Origin of the sequence: Saccharopolyspora sp. NPDC000359 (genome assembly GCF_040300525.1) — a bacterium.
Classification (GTDB): domain Bacteria; phylum Actinomycetota; class Actinomycetes; order Mycobacteriales; family Pseudonocardiaceae; genus Saccharopolyspora.
Genome location: NZ_JBEPDU010000026.1, coordinates 47,486 through 69,070, shown reverse-complemented (window position 1 = coordinate 69,070; position 21,585 = coordinate 47,486). Strand labels below are relative to the sequence as shown.

22 protein-coding genes and 1 tRNA gene are annotated in these 21,585 nt (G+C 72.1%); 16 read left to right on the top strand and 7 right to left on the bottom strand.

The window, feature by feature from the left end; all coding sequences use genetic code 11:
* The first annotated feature begins 99 nt into the window (after positions 1-99).
* Together ABT324_RS18095 and ABT324_RS18090 are read left to right on the top strand one after the other, a co-directional pair.
* Complete coding sequence (locus ABT324_RS18095) at positions 100-1,557, top strand: S1C family serine protease (protein ID WP_351178335.1); 1,458 nt, start codon at positions 100-102, stop codon at positions 1,555-1,557.
* Positions 1,558-1,834: 277 nt separating this feature from the next.
* Positions 1,835-2,335, top strand: coding sequence for a MogA/MoaB family molybdenum cofactor biosynthesis protein (locus ABT324_RS18090; RefSeq protein WP_351178332.1), 501 nt, complete (start codon positions 1,835-1,837; stop codon positions 2,333-2,335).
* Between the two features lie 60 nt (positions 2,336-2,395).
* Here ABT324_RS18090 and ABT324_RS18085 read toward each other — a convergent pair whose 3' ends face one another.
* Positions 2,396-2,701: an antitoxin gene (locus tag ABT324_RS18085; RefSeq protein WP_351178329.1), complete on the bottom strand. Its 306-nt coding sequence runs from the start codon at positions 2,699-2,701 to the stop codon at positions 2,396-2,398.
* A 196-nt stretch (positions 2,702-2,897) separates the two neighbouring features.
* Here ABT324_RS18085 and ABT324_RS18080 point away from each other — a divergent pair, with 196 nt between their 5' ends.
* Entirely contained in the window at positions 2,898-3,068 is a 171-nt protein-coding gene (locus ABT324_RS18080; protein WP_351178437.1) for a hypothetical protein, read from the top strand.
* Between the two features lie 9 nt (positions 3,069-3,077).
* Here ABT324_RS18080 and mscL read toward each other — a convergent pair whose 3' ends face one another.
* The 4 genes from mscL to ABT324_RS18060 all read right to left on the bottom strand — a co-directional run bounded on the left by mscL (position 3,078) and on the right by ABT324_RS18060 (position 5,484).
* Positions 3,078-3,542 (bottom strand): large conductance mechanosensitive channel protein MscL, encoded by a 465-nt coding sequence (gene mscL, locus ABT324_RS18075; RefSeq protein ID WP_351178326.1) that lies wholly within the window; start codon positions 3,540-3,542, stop codon positions 3,078-3,080.
* 89 nt (positions 3,543-3,631) lie between these two features.
* Complete coding sequence (locus tag ABT324_RS18070; protein ID WP_351178323.1) at positions 3,632-4,267, bottom strand: SAF domain-containing protein; 636 nt, start codon at positions 4,265-4,267, stop codon at positions 3,632-3,634.
* Between the two features lie 205 nt (positions 4,268-4,472).
* Complete coding sequence (locus ABT324_RS18065) at positions 4,473-4,790, bottom strand: FmdB family zinc ribbon protein (protein ID WP_351178320.1); 318 nt, start codon at positions 4,788-4,790, stop codon at positions 4,473-4,475.
* A gap of 97 nt (positions 4,791-4,887) precedes the next feature.
* Positions 4,888-5,484: a 5-formyltetrahydrofolate cyclo-ligase gene (locus ABT324_RS18060; protein WP_351178317.1), complete on the bottom strand. Its 597-nt coding sequence runs from the start codon at positions 5,482-5,484 to the stop codon at positions 4,888-4,890.
* A gap of 37 nt (positions 5,485-5,521) precedes the next feature.
* Here ABT324_RS18060 and ABT324_RS18055 point away from each other — a divergent pair, with 37 nt between their 5' ends.
* The 5 genes from ABT324_RS18055 (at position 5,522) to ABT324_RS18035 (ending at position 9,647) form a co-directional block, all read left to right on the top strand.
* Positions 5,522-6,436, top strand: a complete 915-nt coding sequence (locus ABT324_RS18055; RefSeq protein ID WP_351178314.1) for a UTP--glucose-1-phosphate uridylyltransferase — start codon at positions 5,522-5,524, stop codon at positions 6,434-6,436.
* 106 nt (positions 6,437-6,542) lie between these two features.
* Positions 6,543-7,766 (top strand): molybdotransferase-like divisome protein Glp, encoded by a 1,224-nt coding sequence (gene glp / locus ABT324_RS18050; protein ID WP_351178311.1) that lies wholly within the window; start codon positions 6,543-6,545, stop codon positions 7,764-7,766.
* Between the two features lie 7 nt (positions 7,767-7,773).
* The gene (locus tag ABT324_RS18045) at positions 7,774-8,439 is read left to right on the top strand and encodes a GNAT family N-acetyltransferase (RefSeq protein WP_351178308.1); all 666 of its coding nucleotides are present in this window, start codon (positions 7,774-7,776) and stop codon (positions 8,437-8,439) included.
* Between the two features lie 280 nt (positions 8,440-8,719).
* On the top strand, positions 8,720-9,475 hold the full coding sequence (sepX, locus tag ABT324_RS18040; protein WP_351178305.1) for a divisome protein SepX/GlpR: 756 nt from the start codon (positions 8,720-8,722) through the stop codon (positions 9,473-9,475).
* A gap of 99 nt (positions 9,476-9,574) precedes the next feature.
* Positions 9,575-9,647: transfer RNA gene (locus ABT324_RS18035), tRNA-Ala, on the top strand.
* A gap of 650 nt (positions 9,648-10,297) precedes the next feature.
* On the opposite strand, the gene ABT324_RS18030 is transcribed toward ABT324_RS18035, so the two are convergent.
* Positions 10,298-11,242 (bottom strand): SDR family oxidoreductase, encoded by a 945-nt coding sequence (locus ABT324_RS18030; RefSeq protein ID WP_351178302.1) that lies wholly within the window; start codon positions 11,240-11,242, stop codon positions 10,298-10,300.
* 164 nt (positions 11,243-11,406) lie between these two features.
* Here ABT324_RS18030 and ABT324_RS18025 point away from each other — a divergent pair, with 164 nt between their 5' ends.
* The gene (locus ABT324_RS18025) at positions 11,407-12,267 is read left to right on the top strand and encodes a helix-turn-helix transcriptional regulator (protein ID WP_351178299.1); all 861 of its coding nucleotides are present in this window, start codon (positions 11,407-11,409) and stop codon (positions 12,265-12,267) included.
* Positions 12,268-12,274: 7 nt separating this feature from the next.
* Here ABT324_RS18025 and ABT324_RS18020 read toward each other — a convergent pair whose 3' ends face one another.
* On the bottom strand, positions 12,275-13,066 hold the full coding sequence (locus tag ABT324_RS18020; protein ID WP_351178297.1) for an IclR family transcriptional regulator: 792 nt from the start codon (positions 13,064-13,066) through the stop codon (positions 12,275-12,277).
* Positions 13,067-13,210: 144 nt separating this feature from the next.
* Between ABT324_RS18020 and ABT324_RS18015 the strand changes: the two genes are divergently transcribed.
* The 7 genes from ABT324_RS18015 (at position 13,211) to ABT324_RS17985 (ending at position 21,584) form a co-directional block, all read left to right on the top strand.
* Positions 13,211-14,683 carry a mannitol dehydrogenase family protein gene (locus ABT324_RS18015; RefSeq protein ID WP_351178294.1) on the top strand — a complete coding sequence of 491 codons (1,473 nt, stop codon included), beginning with the start codon at positions 13,211-13,213 and terminating at the stop codon, positions 14,681-14,683.
* A 30-nt stretch (positions 14,684-14,713) separates the two neighbouring features.
* Complete coding sequence (locus ABT324_RS18010) at positions 14,714-15,718, top strand: L-idonate 5-dehydrogenase (protein ID WP_351178291.1); 1,005 nt, start codon at positions 14,714-14,716, stop codon at positions 15,716-15,718.
* 32 nt (positions 15,719-15,750) lie between these two features.
* The gene (locus ABT324_RS18005) at positions 15,751-17,151 is read left to right on the top strand and encodes an MFS transporter (protein WP_351178288.1); all 1,401 of its coding nucleotides are present in this window, start codon (positions 15,751-15,753) and stop codon (positions 17,149-17,151) included.
* A gap of 43 nt (positions 17,152-17,194) precedes the next feature.
* Complete coding sequence (gene manD, locus ABT324_RS18000; protein ID WP_351178285.1) at positions 17,195-18,439, top strand: D-mannonate dehydratase ManD; 1,245 nt, start codon at positions 17,195-17,197, stop codon at positions 18,437-18,439.
* A gap of 20 nt (positions 18,440-18,459) precedes the next feature.
* The gene (locus ABT324_RS17995) at positions 18,460-19,107 is read left to right on the top strand and encodes a bifunctional 4-hydroxy-2-oxoglutarate aldolase/2-dehydro-3-deoxy-phosphogluconate aldolase (protein ID WP_351178282.1); all 648 of its coding nucleotides are present in this window, start codon (positions 18,460-18,462) and stop codon (positions 19,105-19,107) included.
* Complete coding sequence (locus ABT324_RS17990) at positions 19,104-20,072, top strand: sugar kinase (protein ID WP_351178280.1); 969 nt, start codon at positions 19,104-19,106, stop codon at positions 20,070-20,072. Before ABT324_RS17995 ends, ABT324_RS17990 begins: the two co-directional genes overlap by 4 nt.
* A 330-nt stretch (positions 20,073-20,402) precedes the next feature.
* Positions 20,403-21,584: an acyl-CoA dehydrogenase family protein gene (locus ABT324_RS17985; RefSeq protein ID WP_351178277.1), complete on the top strand. Its 1,182-nt coding sequence runs from the start codon at positions 20,403-20,405 to the stop codon at positions 21,582-21,584.
* The last annotated feature ends 1 nt before the right edge of the window (position 21,585 follow it).

Genomic DNA, 21,585 nt, shown 5'->3' with positions numbered 1-21,585 from the left:
CCCAACCATGCGGCCAAGGTCACAAACCCACCCCCACGTCTAGGCGCGTCCACAGGGGGGTCTCAGGCGGCTCTCAGCCGCGTGGAGCAGAGTGGGGGCATGACCGATCACACCCCGGGTTCCGGCAACCAGCCGGAAGAACCGACGCCGCGGCCGGAAGGCACGTCCGCGAGCACCGGCGACACGCCACCAGCCGGGGTGTCGCCACAGCAGCCACAGCCGCCCGGCTCGCCGCAGCCCCAGCAGGCCCAGCAACCCGGTTCGCCCCAGCAGCCGCAGCAGCCCGAGGGCCAGCAGCCGTACGCGCAGCAGGAGGCGACGAACCCGTACGTGCGGCCGTCGGAGGCGACGAGCCCGTACGCGGCCCAGCCGGAGGGGCAGCAGTCGTACGCGGCGCAGGGAGCGCAGCCGCACGCGACGCAGCAGTTCCCGCACGCGCCTTGGCCGTCGGCCGGTGGGCACGCCGCCGTGCCGCCTCCGCCGCAGCGGTCGCGCCGCAGCGGGCTGGTCGCGGGCGTGGCCGCGCTCGCCCTGGTGTGCGGGCTGGTCGGCGGCGGGGTCGGCGGGTACGTGGGTTACCAGTTCGGTGACCAGGGGCCCGGTGTGACGTCGCTGGACGAGTCGCGCCCGGCGCGCAGCATCAGCACCGCGCCGCAGGGCTCGGTGCAGCAGGTGGCCGAGCGGGTGCTGCCCAGCGTCGTCCAGCTGCAGCTGGTCACCGCGCGCGGTTCCGGCGAGGGGTCCGGCATCGTGATCAGCGACGACGGCTACATCCTGACCAACAACCACGTGGTGGACGGTGGCGGTGCGCGCGGCCAGATCACCGCGCAGTTCCAGGACGGCCGCTCCGCGCCGGTGCGGGTGGTCGGCACCGACCCGAAGTCCGACCTCGCGGTGGTCAAGGCCGACATCACCGGGCTCACCCCGGCCCAGCTGGGCCGCAGCGACGACCTGCCGGTCGGCGCCCCGGTGGTGGCCATCGGTTCACCGTTCGGCCTGTCCGGCACCGTGACCAGCGGGATCATCAGCGCCAAGGACCGCCCGGTGCGCGCCGGCGGCGAGTCCGGCAGCGAGGACACCGTGCTCAACGCGCTGCAGACCGACGCGGCGATCAACCCCGGCAACTCCGGTGGTCCGCTGGTCGACATGGACGGCAACGTGGTCGGCATCAACTCGGCGATCTACAGCCCCGGAAACGGGCAGGGGCAGGCCGGATCGGTCGGTCTCGGGTTCGCGATCCCGATCGACCAGGCCTGGCGGATCGCCAACGAGCTCAAGGAGCGGGGTTCGGCCACCCAGACCACGCTCGGCGTGCTGATCGGCGTCGGCAACCAGCCGGGAGCACTGGTTCGCAACGTCGTGCCCGGTGGCCCCGCCGAACAGGCCGGGATCCGCGTCGGTGACCTGATCACCAAGGTGGACACCCGGCCGATCACCGACCCCGATTCGCTGGTGGCAGCGGTCCGCTCGCACGCGCCGGGCGACCGCGTCAAGATCACCATCAGCGGGGGCGGCGGGGATCGCACCGTGGACGCCACGCTCGCCGGGCAGGGGTGACCGGACGCGCGGCCCGGCACCGCCGGGCCGCGTTCCCCCGCCGTCGGCCGCCCACCGGGCTGGCCCTGTCCCCTCCGCGCCCCCGGAGCGGCCGACGGCGGGGAAGGCTTGTGGCGCAGCTCGCGAATGCGGGGCGGAAACCCCGCCGGAGCTCGGCTTCTTCGTGATGAGGAGGAACATGTCCGACGGAACAGGCGTGGTGCAGCGGCGCCGGTTGGCCGAACTCACCGGCTCGCTGGCTCTGACCGACCCACCCCTTGGCACTACGGTTACCGGCATGGAACGCAGCGCGCAGCGTTTGGGACGGGCTTTGGTGGTCGTGGTGGACGACCGCGTCGCACAGGGCGAGCAGGAGGACAGCATCGGTCCGCTGGTGACCGAGCTGCTGGAGGAGGCCGGGTTCATCGTCGACGGCACCGTCGCGGTGGCCGGTGAGACGGTGGACATCCGCAACGCGCTGAACACCGCGGTGATCGGCGGGGTGGACGTGGTGATCACCGTCGGCGGCACCGGTGTGTCGCCGCGGGACGTCACCCCGGACGCCACAGCTGGTGTCCTGGACCGGCCGATCCCGGGCATCGCGGAAGCCCTGCGGGCCTCCGGCCTGGCGGCGGGCGCCGTCGAGGCGGGTGTCTCGCGCGGCCTGGTCGGCGTCTCCGGCAGCACGCTGGTGGTCAACCTCGCGGGTTCGCGTGCGTCGGTCCGCGACGGCATGGCCACCCTGACGCCCCTGGTGACCCATGTGATCGAACAGTTGTCCGGCCTCGAGACGGCCTGACCCCGACGAGGCGGAGCGGTGGCGGTCCCCACGCGGAGCCGCCACCGCTCCGCCAGTCGGTCAGGGTGTCTTCGGTGCCTGACCGGTGTCGCCGGGGCCCTTGTCCCCGGGGGAGCCGGGCTCCGGCCCCTTCTCGTCGGTGGCCTTGGGGTGCTGGCCGTCGTGGTGCTCGCGCTTGAGTACGCCCTCGACCTTGCCGCTGACGGTCTCGATCTTGTCGTGGTACTTGCCGCCGGTGGCCTTGTCCAAGCTCGACTTGGCGGCGTCGAGCCCCTTCGCGGCGCTCGGCCCCGCCTTCTCCGCGAGCTCCTCCGCCTTGCCCTTGGCCTGGTTCGCCAGTTCCTTGGCCTTGTCCAGGAATCCCATGTTCTCGCCTCCCGCGGCTGACGCCCGGTGAGCCAACGCCTGGCGCCGCTCCCGCGGCTGTGCGGACCTCGTGCCCTCAACTGTAGTCGACATCACACCCGGGGTCGGCGGTGTCCTCGCCCGGCTCCCGGGGTGCGGGATGATGGGGGTGCGCCACCTGCGGGGATCGGGCGCGGAGCCGGTGGGAGGTCTGGAGTTGAACGGCGAGACAGGTCGGAACGAGCGGGAGCGGCGGCGCAAGCTCGCGGAGATCTTCGGCGACGTGCTGCCCGAGACCACCTCGGACGACCGGTCGGACCGGGCGCCCGCTGAGGACGACGAGCGCTGGTACCGCGAGAACCGGCCGCCGCACCACGACCCGCGCTGACCCGGGGCCCTACTCCTTCCGCTGGCCGTCGATGGTGACCTCGGCCTTCTCCAGCTGGCTGGCCAGGCCCGTGACCGCGGGCAGGCCCTGCTCGCGGCGCAGCAGGTCGCGGATCTCCAGCAGCAACTCGATGTCGGTCGGGTCCGCCGGGGTCTCCTCCTTGCCCTTCTTGCGCCGCTCGTTGATCGTCTTCATGGGCAGCACGAACAGGAAGTACACCACCGCCGCGGTGATGAGGAAGGTGATCACCGCGTTGATCACCGCCGCGAAGTCGATGATCGACGCGTCGTTGCCCGCGCGCAGCTGGATGGTCAGGCCGGTGACGTTGCCGCCGCCGGTGGCCGCGATGACCGGCTTGATGATGGCGGTGGTGAAGGACGTGACCAGCGCGGTGAACGCGCTGCCGACCACCACCGCGACGGCCAGGTCGACCACGTTGCCGCGCATCAGGAAGTCCTTGAAGCCCTTGAACACGCTTGGAGCTCCTTTCGAGGTCAGGGTGCTGCGGCGCTCACGGACGGATGAACGCCGAATCGATGGGGTAATCGGCCTAAGGATGCTACTCAGCGCAGCGTAACGGTGACCGTCTGGTTGAGGGATGCTGCGGCCACCTCGCCCGCGAGCCGTTCCGGGAGCCCGACGAACACGAGTCGGCCGTGCTTGCCGCGGTCCTGCGCGGGCTGGACCGCGACCACCGGGGCGTTCTCGGCCAGCACCGAACGGCCTTGCGACCGAGCGGCTGTGACGATGTCCACCCGCCTGCCGGGTGCGAGGAAGTCGGCCACCTCGGGGTCGGCGAGCCGGATCGGCGCGGACACCGCCCCGGCTCCGGAAGCCGCGGTCGGGCCGTTGAAGCGTGCGTCGGTCAGCGGTTCCCCGCGCCGGGCGGCGGCGCTGAGCACCCGGCCCAGCGCGGCAGGGGCGTCCCGCAGCGCGCCGTCCGGGACCAGCTCGACCGGCAGCTCGCGGCGCGTCACGTCCACTTCGGACAGGACGCGGCCGGGCGGCAGGTCGTGCGCGGCGACGAGCACCGGCACCCCGGCTCGCGGAGGCCCGTGGTCCTGCACGGCCAGCGCGGCCGCGAGCAGCAGCAGGGCGAGCGCGGTCGACCTGCGTAGCAGCAGGCCCCCGCGCCGGGTGCGGAAGAGGGCGGCGATGCGGTCGTGCGGCCTCGCGCTGAGGCGGTCCTCGGGTGTCATGGTCGGCTCCGCTTCTCCGGGTGGAACGAACTCGTCCGAAGTTAGGGAGCGCTTCGCCGTAGCGGGAGGGGGTTTCGGAAATCTGTGGACAGACCGGTCCGGTGTGGACAACTCGGATCACTCGAACGGGAAAACGGTGATCACTGGCCGTGCACACGAAAATCGCCGACCGCGGGGCGCGGTCGGCGAGCGGGGATCGAGGTGCTCAGGAAGCGGCGGCCGTCGTGGTCGAGGAGCTGCTCGAAGAGGACGTCGAGGACGACGAGCTGCTGCTCGACGAGGACGACGAGTCGGACGACGAGCTGTTCGACGACGAGGACGACGAGCCGCTGCTCGACGAGTTCGACGACCGGTTGTCGGTGCGGTAGAAGCCGGAGCCCTTGAACACGATGCCCACGGCGTTGAACAGCTTGCGGAGCCGGCCGGTGCACTCCGGGCACTCGGTCAGGGAGTCCTCGCTGAACGACTGCACCTGCTCGAATCGGTGGTCACACTCGGTGCAGGCGTACTGGTAAGTGGGCACGGCCGCGAACCTCCGGCTTCTCGTCTTGGCACTCGAACTACAGGAGTGCTAACCCGATGATGCTTCAGAACAGGTGTCCAGCGCAAACAGGCCTGCATCACACGGGTAGTGACACGACACCGCGATTCGGGGTGAGCACCCCGGTCATCCGCACGTCGTGCGGCTCCCCGGGCAGCTCGGGGACGAACTCCTCGTCCCGGACCACCGCGATCAGCGGTGCCGCCGGATCGGCCATCGGCAGCGACCGGTCGTAGTAACCAGCGCCGCGCCCCAGCCGCACGCCCCGCCGGTCCACCGCCAGCGCGGGCACCAGCAGTGCCCCGGCCTCTCCGACCGCCTCGGCACCGAGCCGCGGGCCAGCGGGTTCCAGCAGGTCGAAGCCCGCCCCGCGCAGCGAGTCCGGGCCGGTGTAGTCGGCCCACTCCAGCGGTTCGCGGCGGTTCACCACCGGCAGTAGCACCCGCAGCCCCGCCGCGCGCAGCGCCTCCAGCAGGTCCGGCGAGCCCGGCTCGCCGCCAACCGGCACGTAGGCCGCGACGGTCCGCACCGGGTGCTCTGCCAACCAGGCGAGCGCCGCCTCCTGTAGCGCACCGGCTTCAGCCGACCGGGTGGCTTCGTCCACCTCACGGCGCTGCTGCAGCAGCTTGCGCCGCCACTCGGCCTTCGTCGTACGAGATTCCTCCAGCGAGCTCACCGTTCCACTGTAGGTTTGCCCGATAGGCTCACTTCCCATGAGCAGCCCGACGAGCACGCCCATCGCGTTCCGGACCGCCATCGTGCCCGCAGCCGGACTGGGAACCCGGTTCCTGCCGACCACGAAGGCGGTGCCCAAGGAGTTGCTCCCGGTCGTGGACACCCCCGGGATCGAACTGGTCGCCGCCGAGGCGGCCGAAGCGGGCGCACAACGCCTGATCATCGTGACCTCGCCGGACAAGGGCGCGGTCGCCGACTACTTCAAACCGCAGCCCGAGCTCGAGCGGACCCTGGCGGAGCGCGGCAAGGACGCGCTGCTGGAGAAGGTCCGCCGCGCGCCCGGCCTGCTCTCCGCCGAGACCGCGACGCAGGAGCAGGCCCTCGGGCTCGGCCACGCCGTGGGCTGCGCGGAGCCGAACCTGACCGACGCCGACGACGCGGTCGCCGTGCTGCTGCCCGACGACCTGGTGTTGCCCACCGGCGTCCTGCGGCGGATGGCGGAGGTGCGCGCCCGGCACGGCGGCAGCGTGCTGTGCGCCTTCGACGTGCCGCGTGAGCAGATCTCGGCCTACGGCGTGTTCGACGTCACCGAGACCGACGACGAGGACGTCAAGCAGGTCCGGGGCATGGTCGAGAAGCCAGCGCCGGAGGAGGCCCCGTCCACCTTCGCCGCGGCCGGTCGCTACCTGCTGGACCGCGCCGTCTTCGACGCGCTGCACCGCATCGAGCCCGGTGCCGGAGGTGAGCTGCAGCTCACCGATGCCGTAGCGTTGCTGATCTCCGAAGGGCACCCGGTGCACGTGGTGGTCCATCGAGGTGGGCGACACGACTTGGGAAATCCTGGCGGTTTCCTCAAAGCTGCGGTGGACTTCGCGTTGGCGGATCCCGAGTACGGGCCGGACCTGCGGTCCTGGCTCGTCGAGCGGATCGCGGAGGACGACGGGGCGTCCTGATCGACCCGAGCGCTCGCCGCGGTCCGCGCGGCCACCTCCGCCGGGACAGGACGTGATGACAGCCACGCCGGGCGGCGGCTCGGTGCGCGGGAAGAGGACGGCAGCCATGAGGTCAGTGGACGAGCAACTCGCACGCGTGCTCACGGCGGCTGTCCGGCCCGCACCGGTCCGGGTGGCGATCTCCGAGGCGCAGGGCCTGCTGTGCGCGGAGGAGGTCGTCGCCGAGCAGGCGCTGCCGGGCTTCGACCAGGCAGCGGTGGACGGGTACGCGGTGCGCAGCGTGGACGTGCAGGCCGCCGCCGACGAGTCGACGGTGCTGCCGGTGGTAGGCGAGATCCCGGTCGGCTCCCGGCAGCCCCGCCGACTGCAGCCGGGCCAGGCGGTCCGGGTGGACACCGGGGCGCCGCTGCCGACGCTGGCCGACGCCGTGGTCCCGCTGGACCACACCGACGAGCACCCGGCCAAGGTCACCGTGCGCCGCCCGGTGCCCTCGGCGGCGTTCGTCCGCCGCACCGGCGAGGACGTGCAGACCGGGGACGTGGCGGTGCGCCGCGGAGCGCCGATCGGCTCCGCGCAGGTCGGGCTGCTGGCAGCGGTGGGGCGGGACAAGGTGCTGGTGCACCCGCGGCCGCGGGTGTCGGTGATCTCCGTCGGCGAGGAGCTGGTGGACGTCGACCGCACGCCCGGGCAGGGCCAGGTCTACGACGTGAACTCCTACGCGCTGGCCGCGGCCGCGCGGGACGCGGGCGCCGAGGTCACCCGCGTCGGCATCATGAGCAGCGACCCGCGCCGGTTGCGGGAGGTCGTGGAGGGGCGGCTGCTGCTCTCGGAGATCGTCGTGGTCGCCGGTGGCGTCGGCGGCGCGGCCGGGGCCGAGGTGCGGGCGGCGCTGGCTGACCTCGGCGAGCTCGACGTGACCAGGGTCGCGATGCAACCCGGGTCGGTGCAGGGCTTCGGACGCCTGGGCCCGGACGAGATCCCCACCTTCGTGCTGCCCAGCAACCCGGTGAGCGCGCTGGTGGTCTTCGAGGTGCTGGTGCGGCCGCTGATCCGCGCCGCCCTCGGCAAGCCCAACCCGCACCGCCGCACCGTGACGGCCGAGCTGCTCTCGCCGATCACCTCCACCGCGGGGCGGCGGGGGTTCCTGCGCGGCCAGCTGCTGCGCGATCCGAAGAACGGCTCCTACCTGGTGCAACCGCTGGGCACCTCGGGATCGCACCTGCTCGCCTCGCTGGCCGAGGCGAACTGCCTGGTGGTGGTGGACGAGGAGGTCACCGAGATCGGCGCGGGTGAAGAGGTCCAGGTCCGCTTCCTGTCGCAGCGCGCCTGAGCGGCCGATGCAGCCCACCGACGCTGATGGGTTCCCGATCGGCCGCCACCCCGGGTGGCCCGCCCGGCTCGGGCCGCTGGTCACCGCGCGCGGGGCGGTCGCGCTGCGCCCGCCGCGGCTGCGCGACGCGTCGGCGTGGAGCCGCGCCCGGCTGCACGACCGGGCCTACCTGCAGCAGTGGGAACCCACGGTGGTCGGCGGCTGGCAGGAGCGCAACGCCCCGATGGCCTGGCCCGCGCAGTGGGCGGCGCTGCGCGGCATGGCCCGCCGCGGCCAGGCGCTGCCGTTCAGCATCACGGTCGACGGCGACTTCGCCGGGCAGCTGACCATCGGCAACATCGTCCGGGGTGCGCTGCGCTCGGGGTGGATCGGCTACTGGGTCGCCGAGCGGCTGGCTGGTGGGGGAGTGGCCACCACCGCGGTCGCGCTGGCCGTCGACCACTGCTTCGGCCCGGTCGGGCTGCACCGGCTGGAAGCCACCGTGCGGCCGGAGAACCAGCCGAGCATCCGGGTGCTGGAGAAGTCCGGGTTCCGCCGCGAGGGGCTGTTCCAGCGCTACCTGGACGTCGCCGGGGACTGGCGGGACCACTACGTGTACGCGCTGACCGCCGAGGAGGTCCCGGAGGGCGCGGTCGCGCGGTTGATCCGCGGCGGCGGGGCCAGCCGCCCCTGACGGCCGAACGGGCGGGAGATCTTGATCACGCACGGTCACCGCTGGCCCGGCCGGATGTGGCGGAAGTTGAGCCGAACGGACGTGTGATCGCACGCGTTTGGCGGTGTGGGGCCCCGCGCACGGGTGTCGATGTTGCCGCTGGCTCCGCTGCACGTGCGGTTCTGCAGGGCGCGCGGAACTTACCGTGTTCGGCGTGGCTCCAACACGGGAGTGGCAGATGTGACTAGCGTGGCGACCGCAGACTTGTGTGCTGCCGGTGGCCAGGGGGAGGTGGCGAGGCATGCCCAGTTCGTTGATCTTCGCTGCGCTGGCGGCGGCATGGCTGGTGGTGCTGGTGCCGATGTTCGCCCGCCGCCGCCAGGAAGTGTCCAAGACCACTGACTCCGCGCTCGCCGCGAGGGTGGTCCGACGCGGCAGCGGTCGGCGTCCGGCCAGGACCGGAGCCGTGATGACGGAGGAGGCCGGGATGCCTGACACCGAGCTGGACGACGTGGTCGAGGAGCACGACAGCGACGACGGCGCGTGGCGCCGGGTCAACGCCGACGACGTCCGGGCGGGCCGCCGCTACCGGCCCGGCCGTGGCGGGTTCGACCCGGAGGCCGCCGCGCTGGCCGCGCGCGCCAAGTACGCCCGGCGGCAGCGGATCGTGGTCGGCATGCTCGCGACCGCGGTCGTGACGGCGCTGCTGGCCGGACTCGTGTGGCCGGTCCTGTGGTGGCTGCACGGCGTCATCGACCTGGTGGCCGTCGGCTACCTGACCTACCTGCGCCGCCAGGTCCGCATCGAGGAGGACATCCGCTCCCGCCGCCTCGCCCGGATGAACGGCGAGCGCGACGAGCTCGAGTACGACGACGAGTACGACGAAGGCCGCCACGACGACGAGTACGACGACGTGGCCGAGGACGAGCCCGCCGACCGCCGCGACACCCGCCAGCCCTCCCACGCGGTCCGGGTGGAGATCGACGACGAGGACCCGATGTTCGACGAGCTGGACGAACGCACCTGGGAGCCCTACCGCCGAGCAGCCGGGGAATGACCCCGGGGCACCAACCAGGGGGGTGCTGCGAACCCCCGGAACCGGGCTTGCTAGAGTACTGACAACAACAAAGCCGAGAGGTCGAAAGCCTTGAGGCGAGGGGCTGTAGCGCAGTTGGTAGCGCGTCTCGTTCGCATCGAGAAGGTCAGGGGTTCGATTCCCCTCAGCTCCACGCAGAAAGTGGGAGAGCCCTGTCTACGGAGAGCGTAGACGGGGCTTTCTGCGTTATGTCCTTACGGGGGCCGAGCCCCCGTAGGCCCCCACGGTGCGGGGGTTGGTTCTTCTTGGCTCCTTGCGGTGGGTGCGTTGCTGGTCTGGTCATTGACTAGCGGGATCGGTTTGGGGTGGAGCCGCTCGGCCGCGGGGCCGCGGGGCCGCGGGGCCGTGGGGCCGTGGAGCGTTGGAGCGTTGGAGCTCGTGGGGTCGTGGAGCGTTGGAGTCTGTGGGGTCGAGCTTGCGTTGCCCGCGGAGTGTTGGCGCGCTCCGGTTTGGGGTGGGTGGTGGTGGGGTTCTTGGTTTGTTTCTTCGTGGGTCGTGTGTCTTTGGGTGGTTGGGTGCGGGTTGCTCCTTGGGGTGGAGTGTTCACGGTTTGATCTTTGGGTGGTAGGAGCGGTTCTTGGGTGCGGTTTGTTGCTTGGTTGTGGGCGGGGTTCTTCGTTGTGGTTGTTCGGAGTGCGCTTTTGTTGGGCTCGGTTGGTGTGGGTGGCTTGGGGTTCGTCAGCGGCTCGTGGGTTTCGTGCTCTGAGTGCTTGGCCCCGCCTCGTAGGTTTGCTGCGGGCGGGGCCCTCTTGTTGAGTCGGTCTCGTTGTGGGTTGGGTTGGGTCAGGGGGTTGGAATGGGGGTTTTGGTGAGGGTTTCGGAGATCTGCCAGAGTTCTTGGGCTTCTTGGGGGTTTCGGAGGCGGGTGTAGAGGGGTTGTTCGGTGGGTGGGCCTGCTAGTTGGGCCAGGCCGCTGGGGGCGTGGAGGTGGGCTCCTCGGGCGGTCGGGGAGGTGGCCGCCAGGAGGGCTGGGAGTTGGGCCGTTTCCACTGTTCCGAAGAGGATTCCCCGGCGGGAGAGAGCCCGGATGAGGCGGACGTCGAGGGTGTCCTTGGAGCGGCCCAGTTCTGGGCGGGCCGCCAGGAGGCTGGTGGGGGCCACACCGGGGTGGGACAGGTTGCTGGTGATGCCCCAGCCCTCCGCTTGGCTGCGCCGGTGCAGTTCCACGGCGAAGAGGCCGAGGGCGATCTTGGACTGGCTGTAGGCGCGGCGGCCGTGGTAGGAGCGCTCCCAGTTCAGGTCCCCCCAGTTGATCTCGTGCTGGTTCGCGGCGATGCTGATCTGCGAGGTCACGCGGGCGCGTCCGGCTCGCAGCAGGGGGAGCAGGTGGGCGACGAGGGCGAAGTGGCCCAGGTGGTTGCTGCCGAACTGCAGCTCGAACCCGTCGGCGGTGGTCTGGCGGGTGGGTGGGGTCATCACGCCGGCGTTGTTGATCAGAATGTGGATCGGGCGGTCCTCGCTGCGCAGCGCCTGGCCCAGCGCGGCGACCGAGTCCAGCGACGAGAGGTCCAGGTCCCGAAGGGACACGGCCGCCTCCGGGTGCTGTTGCTTGATCTCCGCGATCGCCGCCGCTCCTTTGCGGCGGTTGCGGACCGGCATGATGACCTCGGCACCAGCCCCGGCGAGGCGGGCCGCCAGGCCCAGCCCCACCCCGGCGCTGGCGCCGGTGACGACGGCGAGCCTGCCCGCGAGGTCGGGGACGGTGACGTCTGGTCGGGTGCGTGCCATGGGCTGCTCCTGGTCTCTCCGGAAGAACGGGTGTGAGCTCAGGTTGCGCCCGATCCGCGGGCGCATCCACGGCCTCCCGATCCCAGGCAGCCAGCGGGGGATCGGCAGTCCCAGGCAACCGCCCGGGGCCGGGAGCAGACTGGGACGGGACCGGGAGGAGGACCATGATCGATCGAGCGGGTCTCGCCGAGTTCCTGCGGCGCCGCCGAGCATCGCTGCAGCCCGAGGACGTCGGGCTCCCCCGCGGGCAGCGGCGTCGAACCGCCGGTCTGCGCCGCGAGGAAGTCGCCGCGCTCTGCCACATCTCCGCCGACTACTACAGCAGGCTCGAACGGGAACGCGGACCGCAGCCGTCGGAGCAGATGATCGCCTCGATCGCCCAGGGCCTGCACCTGTCCCTCGACGAGCGCGACCACCTGTTCCGCCTCGCCGGGCACAACCCGCCCGCGCGGGGCGCGACCGGCGAGCACATCGGTCCCGGGCTGCTCCGCGTCTTCGACCGGCTCACCGACACCCCCGCCGAGATCGTCACCGAGCTCGGCGAGACGCTCCGGCAGACCCCGCTCTCCGTCGCGCTCACCGGCGACACCACCCGGTACACCGGCCCGGCGCGCAGCATCGGGTTCCGGTGGTTCACCGACCCGGGCACCCGGGCGCTGTACCACCCCGACGACCACGCGCTGCACTCCCGCTTCTTCACCGCCGGGCTGCGCAGGCTGGTCACGCTCCGCGGGCCCGGGTCGCGGGCCGCCCACCTCCTGGACCTCCTGCTCGCCCGCAGCGAGGAGTTCCGCACCGTCTGGGCGGAGCACGAGATCGGGGTCCGCCACCAGGACACCAAGCGCTTCGTGCACCCCGAGGTCGGCGACCTGGAGCTGACCTGCCAGACGCTGCTGGACCCCGACCAGTCGCACCAGCTCCTCGTCTACACCGCCGTCCCGGGCAGCGAGAGCTACGAGAAGCTCCAGCTCCTCTCCGTCATCGGCGCCCAGCGACTCGTTCCGCAGGCGCCGCCGAGCGCGTGAGCCCAGGTCACCCCGACGTCGGTGCGAGGGCGTAGTCGGCCGGGGCGAGGTCGGCGGCGAGTTCGCGGAGCAGGGCGCCGATCTCGGCCAGGCGGTCGGTGGTCATGCGCTCGGCGGGGCCGGTGACGCTGATGGCGACGTCCTGCGAGGTGGCGGACGTCAGGGCGATGCCGACGCAGGCGATCCCGGCTTCGTTCTCCTGGTTCTCGATCGCCCACCCCCGCTCGCGCGCGGCGGCCACCGCGTCGCGGAACCGCTCGCCCAGCGCGGGGTGCGCGTGGTCGGGCTCGGCTTCCTTGAGGTAGCTGGTCATCAGCGCGTCGTTCGGGGGTGCTGCGGCGATGAGCGCGCGGCCGAGCGCGGTGCTGGCGATGTGCGTGCGGCGGCCGACCCGGGACCACACGCGGACCGAGCGCTCCGGCTCGATCTTGTCGAGGTAGACGACGCGGCGCCCGTCGAGCACGCCGAGGTGGACGAGCTCCTCCGTCCGGCGCGACAGCTCGAGCAGCAGCGGCCGGAACATCAGCGGCAGGTTGTCGTCCGCGCCGAAGGTCCGCACCAGCCGCCGGAGCGCCTCGCCGAGGACGTAGTTGCGGTCGTCGCCGTCGCGCACCACGTACTCGCGGTGCGCGAGGCCGCGGAGCAACCGGTGGACCGACCCCTTGTTGATCCCCGTGCGCGCCGCGATCTCGCCGAGCGCGAGGCCCTCCGGGCCCGCTGCCGCGACCGTCTCGAGCACGACGAGCGCGCGGTCGAGGCTGGTGACGGGCGGCGTCGCCGATGTGGTTTCGGTCTCCATGGCTCCATTGTCATCCGGGTCGATGTTGCGTTGCGGTGACCGCAAGCCTAACTTGTGGTCCAACATGCAAAACGGTCGGTTCGCGATGCGAAACGCACTGCAGCTGGGTGACCGCCCCACGCGTCGTGGAGAGACGAGGACGTCATGACACAACTGGGCCGGAAGAGCGTGCCCGCGGGATCGCTGATCGGAGCCTCCGCGCCGGATCGGACCGGCATCGTCCACCTCGGGCTGGGCAACTTCCACCGCGCGCACGGCGCGGTCTACACCGCGCAGGCGATGGCGGCGGCCGGTGGCGAGTGGGGGATCCGCGGGTTCGCGCACTCGTCGGACCGGGTGGTGGCCCCGATGCGGGCCCAGGACAACGTCTACTCGATCCTCCAGCTCACCGAGCACGGCGTCGAAGCGGGCGTGGTCGACGTCCACCGCGACACCGGGGTGGCCGCCCAGGATCCGGCCGCGGTGGTGGACGCGATCGCGGATCCGGCGCACCGCATCGTCACGCTCACCGTCTCCGAGGTCGGGTACACGCGGGACCCCGCGACCGGCAAGCTGGCGCTGGACGCCCCGGAGGTCGCTGCGGACCTCGCGGCGGGGGCGACACCGCGCACCGCGGTGGGCATGATCGCGCGAGGCCTGGAGAAGCGCGCCGCCTCGGGAGCGCCGTTCACCGTCCTGTCCTGCGACAACCTCCAGTCCTCCGGCGAGGTCACGCGGGCCGTGGTCGAGGAGTTCCTGCAGGCGGCGGGGGTGGGCGAGGACGTGCTGTCCTTCGTGTCCACCGCGGTGTCGTTTCCGAACGCGATGGTCGACCGCATCGTGCCGAAGACGACCGCCGAGCACTCCCGCCTCGTCGCGGACCTGCTGGGCGTCGCGGACCAGTGCCCGGTCCCGGCCGAGGAGTTCACCACGTGGGTCCTCGAGGACGACTTCGCGGGCGGCCGCCCGGCGTGGGACCTGGCGGGGGCGACGTTCTCCGACGAGCTCGAGGCGCACGAGATGGTCAAGCTGCGCCTGCTCAACGGATCGCACTCGCTCATCGCCTACCTCGGGGTCCTCTCCGGGGCGCCGACGATCGACGCCGCGTGGGGGCAGGACTTCGTGCGCGAGACGGTCCTGGGCGGGATCGCCGACGACTACCTGCCGACGTTCACCCCGCCCACCGGGTTCGACGCCGACGCGTACGTGTCCGAACTGGACGCCCGGTGGCGCAACCCGCTCATCGGGCACGCGACCACCCAGGTGGGCACCGACGGGTCCCTCAAGCTCCTCCAGCGCATCCCCGACGCCGCGCTGTTCCACCTCCGGCGCGGTGCGGTGCCGCACCACCTCGCGCTGTGCACGGCCGCGTGGATCGCGTGCGTCGCCCCGCCAGCGGGTTTCACCCCGGGCCCGCTCGCCGAGCGCATCGTCGAACCCGCCCGCGACCGGCTCGCCACCGCCGTCGGCGGTGCGGTGAGCGCCGCCGACCACGCCCGCCGGGTCATGGACGGCGGCTTCTTCCCGACCGCCCTCGCCGAGCAGGACGCCTTCACCGACCGGGTCGCCGACCTGCTCACCGCCATCACCCGCGGCGGTGTGCGCGCCGCGGCCGCCGACGTCGCCACCGCCCGCTGAGCACCCCCCGACCCCTGGAGCTGATCTGCGTTGAAGGGCCTGTTCATCCACGGCGCCGAGGACATGCGCCTCGAGGACCTCACCATTCCCGAACCCGCTGACGGCGAGGTGCTGCTGCGCGTGCGGTACGTCGGCATCTGCGGTTCGGACCTGCACTACTACTTCCACGGCAAGAACGGGGAGAACCTCGTCCGCGAGCCCTTCGCCCCCGGGCACGAGTTCTCCGCGACCGTCGAAGCCGACCCGAGCGGCGAGTGGGCCAAGGGCACGCCGGTGACCGTGCACCCCGCGCGGTACGGCACCCCGGTGGACGGCATCGCGGACCGGCCGCACCTGTGGCCCGGCGGCGACTACCTCGGCAGCGCCGCGGACTTCCCGCACCGCCAGGGTGCGGCAGCCGAGTACGTGCTGGTCGAGAAGCCGATGCTCCGCGAGCTGCCGGAAGGGCTGTCGCTGCGGGACGGGGCGCTCGCCGAGCCCCTCGGCGTCGCGCTGCACGCGCTCACGGTCGCCGGAGGTGACCTCGGTGATCGCGCGCTCGTGCTCGGTGCCGGACCGGTCGGCCTGCTGGTCGTCGCGGCGCTCGCCGCGCGGGGCGTCGAGCACGTGGTCGTCGGGGACATCCAGGAAGCCGCCCTGGAACGGGCTCGCGCGCTCGGTGCCCACGAGACGTTGCTGATCGGCCGCGACGACGTCCCGACGACCGCCTACCCCGTCGTGTTCGAGTGCTCGGGCGCGCCCGCATCGCTGACGCAGGCGGTGGTGTCGGCGGCCCGCGCGGGTGTCGTCGTCCAGGTCGGCATGCTCGCCGACACCACGATCGGCGTGAACCTCGCGCCGCTGGTGACCAAGGAAGTGCAGTTGCGCGGGTCGCTGCGCTTCTCGACGGAGCTCGACGACGCCGTCCAGCTGCTCGCCACCCACCCCTCGATCTCCCAGGTCGTCACGCACGTGTTCCCCGCGACCGAAGCGGTCGCCGCGTTCGAGACCGCGAAGGACTCCGCTGCCTCCGGCAAGGTCCTCATCGAGTTCTGATCACCCCGCCGGAAACCGAAGAAGGTACAACGATGTCCGCTTCAGCACCGCCGCCCGGCACGGGCACCGCGAAAGGCACCCAGGTCGAGCGCAGCACCGGTGACCTCGCCCGCGCCGCGATGTCCGGGTGGCTCGGCACCGCGCTCGAGTTCATGGACTTCCAGCTCTACTCGCTGGCGGCCGGGCTCGTCTTCGGCGAGCTGTTCTTCGCGGGCGAGAGCCCCGCGCTCGCGGTCGTGTCCGCGATGGCGACCTACGCGGTCGGCTACCTCGCCCGGCCCGCGGGCGCGTGGTACTTCGGGCGGCTCGGCGACCGGGTGGGGCGCACCAAGGTCCTGTTCATCACGATCGCGCTCATGGGCGGTGCGACGACGCTCATCGGTGCGCTGCCGACCGTCCACTCCATCGGTGTGCTCGCGCCGGTCCTGCTCGCGGTGCTGCGCCTCGTGCAGGGCTTCGGCGCAGGTGCCGAGATCTCCGGTGCGGGCGTCATGCTCGCCGAGTACGCGCCAGCCAAGCGTCGCGGCATCATCGCCTCGCTCGTCGCGCTCGGCACGAACTGCGGAACCCTCGGTGCGTCGGCGATCTGGGGGCTCCTCGTCGCCGTGCTCTCCGAGGAGCAGCTGCTCGCCTGGGGCTGGCGCATCCCGTTCCTGGGCAGCGCGGTCATCCTGCTGTTCGCCGTGTGGATCCGGTTCCGGCTCAAGGAGAGCCCGGTGTTCGAGGAGAGCTCCCACGTCAACGACGGCGTGGCGCTCACCGACGACGAGGTCCGGGCCAAGGCCCAGCGGGAGGGCGACGCGCCGATGCTCGAAGCGCTCGAGCAGAAGAAGTGGCGCGCGCTCGTCCCCGCGTTCCTGCTCCGGTTCGGGCAGGCGGGCAACTCCGGGATTCTGCAGACCTACATGGTCTCGTTCATCACCGTCACGCTCGCGATGTCGGCCTCGGTGGGCACCAGCGTGGTCATGGTCTCCTCGCTGTGCGCGTTCGTCACGGTCCCGATCGTGGGCGCGCTCGGCGACAGGTTCGGCCGCCGCCGGATGTACCAGGTGATGAGCGTGATCTCGCTGATCCTCATCGTGCCGACGATGATGGCGATCGCGGGGGCGGAGGTCCCGAAGGTGTTCCTCGGCTACATCGTGATGCACAACGTGTCGGTCATGGCGCTCGCCTCGCTGGAGAACCTCACGCTGCCGGAGCTGTTCGGCTCCCGGCACCGCTACGCCGCGACCGGCGTGGTCCGGGAGGTCGCCGCGATGATCGCCACCGGCATCGGCCCCGTCGTGGTGGCGGCCTGGGTGGCCGCGGCGACCGGGTCGTGGGTCCCGATCGCGGTCATGCTCGCCATCTTCACCGCCTGCCCGCTCATCGGGACGTTCCTCATGCCCGAGGTCGCCGGACGCGACCTGCGGGACCCGCGCAACGCGGTCTGAGCACCGTCCACCGTCGACATCCACCGGAAGGAATCGAAGCACCGTGAGCATCTCGACCGTCGACGTCGTCGTCACGAGTCCCGGCCGCAACTTCGTCACCCTCAAGATCGTCACCTCCGACGGGGTCGTGGGCTGGGGCGACGCGACGCTCAACGGCCGGGAGCTGTCCGTCGCGTCCTACCTGCGGGACCACCTCGCGAGCACGCTCGTCGGCCGGGACGAGGACCGCATCGAGGACACCTGGCAGTACCTGTACCGCGGTGCGTACTGGCGGCGCGGGCCGGTGACGATGGCGGCGATCGCCGCCGTGGACATGGCGCTGTGGGACATCAAGGCGAAGAAGGCGGGCGTCCCGCTGTACCAGCTGCTCGGCGGGGCGAGCCGGGACGCGCTCCGGGCGTACGCGCACGCCTCCGGCAACGACTACGAGACGTTGGCCCAGGCCATCCGCGGGTACGTGGACGAGGGCTACACCGCGGTGCGCATCCAGACGGGCGTCCCCGGCCTGAACCGGGTCTACGGCGTCTCGGACACGGCGAAGCCGGGGGAGCGGTACGACTACGAACCCGCGCACCGCGCGGCCGACGGCAGCGCTGCGACGCGTCCCGAGGAGGAGGACTGGGACACGCCCGCCTACCTGCGGCACGTGCCCACCATCTTCGAGAAGGTGCGCGAGGAGTTCGGGCCGGAGCTGCGGCTGCTGCACGACGGCCACCACCGCATGTCGCCGATCGAAGCCGCCCGGCTGGCGAAGTCGTTGGAGCCGTACGACCTGTTCTGGCTGGAGGACGTGACGCCCGGCGAGGACCAGGAGGCGTTCCGGCTCGTCCGGCAGCACAGCACGACGCCGCTGGCCACCGGCGAGGTCTTCAACTCCGCGTACGACTACCAGACGCTCATCACCGAGCGGCTCATCGACTACGTGCGCTCGGCGCCGACGCACACCGGCGGAGTCACGGGCATGAAGCGGCTCCTCGACTTCGCCGGGATCTACGGGATCCGCTCCGGCATCCACGGCCCGACCGACGTCTCGCCGATCGGCATGGCCGCCGCGCTGCACATCGACCTGGCGATCCACAACTTCGGCATCCAGGAGTACATGCCGCACAACGAGCTGACGTTGCGGACCTTCCGCACGTCGTACACGTTCGACCGCGGCTTCCTACACCCCGGCGACAACCCCGGCCTCGGCGTCGAGCTGGACGAGGAGCTCGCCGCCCGCCACCCGTACACCGCCGCCTACCTCCCGGTGAACCGCCTGCTCGACGGCACCGTGCACGACTGGTGAACCCAGAGAGGACGGACGTGATGAGCCAGCGCCAGGCCCTGCCGCGGCGGACCGCCGCCTCGCGGCTCGTCGTGGTGATCCGCGGCGAGCGCGCCGAGGACTACGTGCCAATCGTCGACACGATGGTCGAGGCGGGGGTGCGGAGCTTCGAGCTCACGCTCACGACCCCCGGGACGCTCGCCGCGCTGCCCGGGATCATCGAGCGGTACGCGGAGACGGCCGACATTGGCATCGGCACGGTGACCCGGCCCGGCGACGTGGACGCCGCCGCCGACCGCGGAGCGCACTACGTCGTCACGCCGGTCTCCGACCTCGCCGTCGTCGACCGGGCCCTCGAACGGGACATCGCGATCGTCCCGGGCGGTCTCACCCCCACGGAGCTGTTCTCCACCTGGGACCGGGGCGTCTCCGCGGTGAAGGTGTTCCCCGCCGGCCAGGTGGGGCCGGGATATCTCAAGGACCTGCGCGGTCCGTTCCCGGACCTGGCCGCCATCCCGTCCGGCGGGGTGGACCTCGAATCGGCGCGGGCGTGGCTCGCGGCCGGTGCGGCGGCGGTGAGCGTCGGCGGCCCGCTGCTCGGGGACGCGATGAAGGGCGGGGAGCTCGGTGCGCTCGCGCAGCGGGCGCGGCGGTTCGTCGAGGTGTGCGCGGGGAGTGGGGCCGAATGACGTCCCAGGTCCTGACGCTGGGCGAGACGATGGGCCTGCTCACCGGCGGGCGCATCGGTTCGCTGTCGCACGTGTCCGAAGCGCACGTGGGGATCGGCGGTGCGGAGACGAACGTCGCCGTCAGCCTGAGCAGGCTCGGGGTTCCGGTCACCTGGATCGGCCGGGTCGGCGACGACTCGCTGGGCAAGCGCGTGGTGCGCGAGATCCGCGGCGAGGGCGTGGACGTGCGGGCGCGGGTCGATCCCGAGGCGCCGACCGGCCTGATGCTCAAGGAGATCACGGGACTGGGGACGTCGCGGGTGTACTACTACCGCGCGGGTTCCGCCGGTTCGCGGCTGGCGGCCGCGGACGTGCCCGCGGAGCTGGTCGAGAGCGCCGGGTTGGTGCACCTCACCGGCATCACGCCGCTGCTGTCGGACTCGGCGCGCGAGGCGTGCCTTTCCGTCGCGAGGCGGGCGCGGGCCGCCGGGGTGCGCGTGAGCGTCGACGTGAACTACCGGTCGGCGCTCGCTTCCGCGGACGTCGCCTCGGAGGTGTTGGGCGAGCTCGTCGCGGAGGCGGACCTGGTGTTCGGCTCGCCGGAGGAGCTGGCGTGCGTGGTTCCCGGCGGTGCGGCGGACGGGTCTTCGGCGATCGACGAGCTGGCCCGCGCCCTCGACTCCGCTGGCGCGCGCGAGATCGTCGTCAAGCGGGGCGCCGACGGGGCTTCGGCGTACATCGGGGGCGCTGCGGTCCACGCCGCTGGCCACCGTGTCGACGTCGTCGACACGGTGGGCGCGGGGGATGCGTTCGTGGCCGGGTACCTCAGCGGGGACGTGCAGGGCTGGAGCGTCGAGGAGAAGCTCGCCCGGGCGAACGCCTGCGGTGCCGTGATGTGCACGGCCCCCGGCGACTGGGAGGTCGCCCCGACCCCCGCCGAGCTCGAAGCCTTCCTGGGGGCTGACGGCGACCCGGTTCAGCGCTGATCCTCGCCCTCGATGCCGGATAGTGGTGACGTTCGCCGCGCCACGCCTGAGGGGACGTCGCATGAAGCACGGCACCTCGGCCTTCACCACCGACCGGAGCATGCCGGTCGCCGATCCCGCCCGCGCCGTCGAGGAGCGGGGGTTCGACGGTTGGCGCTCTGGTAGGCGCGCACCGCCTTCGTCGTGCCCGCGCAGAAGCCGCCGTCGACCGCTTCAGCGCGGTCCGCAGCGCCTTGACGTGGTTGCCACTGTTGCCCAAGTGGGCCGTGCGGCGGTGGGACTCCTCGTACAGTGGCGCGGGTTGGCGTCGGAAGCGAGGAGCGGCAGGTCATGACGGTCTCGGACCGATTGCACGTCAGCGCGGAGTTCCCCGCTGTGCTGGAGCGGATCGACGCGCTCGCCGGGATGCTGGAGGCCGGTGCCGACGCGGCTGAAGCGGCGGGCAGGTTGTCCGAGGAGACCGGGCGGGCCCTGCTGGACGCGGGGGTCGTGCGGGCGGGGTTGCCGGAGAACCTCGGCGGGCACGAGTTCTCGCCGCGGCAGCTGATCGGGACGATCGAGCGGCTCAGCCGCCACGACGCCGCGGCCGGGTGGACGATGATGGCGATGCAGCACGTCACCGGCACCACTGCGGCCTACCTCGGCGCCGCTGCGGCGGACGACCTGTTCTCCGACGTCGCGGGCGGTGGGCACGCGCGGTTGGCCGGGCACGGCACCCGGCCCGGGCGGGCCGTTCCGGTGGACGGCGGCTACCTGGTGAGCGGCAGCTGGCAGTTCGCCTCCGGGATGTCGCTGGCCACCCACATCCACAGCGCGATCCAGGCCGACGGAACCGGGGAGCTGCGGGTGCTGGCGATGCCGAAGTCGCAGGTGGAGCTGGTCGACAACTGGGACGTGCTGGGACTGCGCGCGACCAACAGCATCGACTACCGCTGCACCGACGCGTTCGTCCCGGCGACGCACACCTACCCGGCGACCACGACCACCCCGGCCAACGGCGGCGCGATGTACCGGGTCGGGCTGGTCAACATGGCCGCGATCGGGCACACCGGGTGGGCGCTCGGGGTCGCCCGCCGCCTGCTCGACGAGCTGAAGTCGGTCGCCGAGGCCAAGTCCGGCACGCCCAACGCGGCGGTGGGCACCGCCCAGTTCCACGCGGACTACGCGACGGCCGAGGCCAAGCTCCGCTCGGCGCGGGCGTGGGCGATGCACGAGTGGCAGGGCATCGAGAACGCGCTGGCCGCGGGCGAAGCGCTGAGCACCGACCAGGAGACGCTGATCCGGCTGACGCTCAACCACGCGACCACGACGGCCTCGGAGATCGGCCGGACGGTGCACCGCTGGGCGGGCACGGCGGCGATCCGCCGCGGACCGATCGACCGCTTCCTCCGCGACCTGGGCACCGGCACCCAGCACATCACCTCGAGCCCGGTCGTCCTGCAGAACTGCGGGAAGTGGCTCAGCGGCGCACAGCCCCGCGCCCACTGGGAGTTCCTCGACCTGGTGCCGTGAT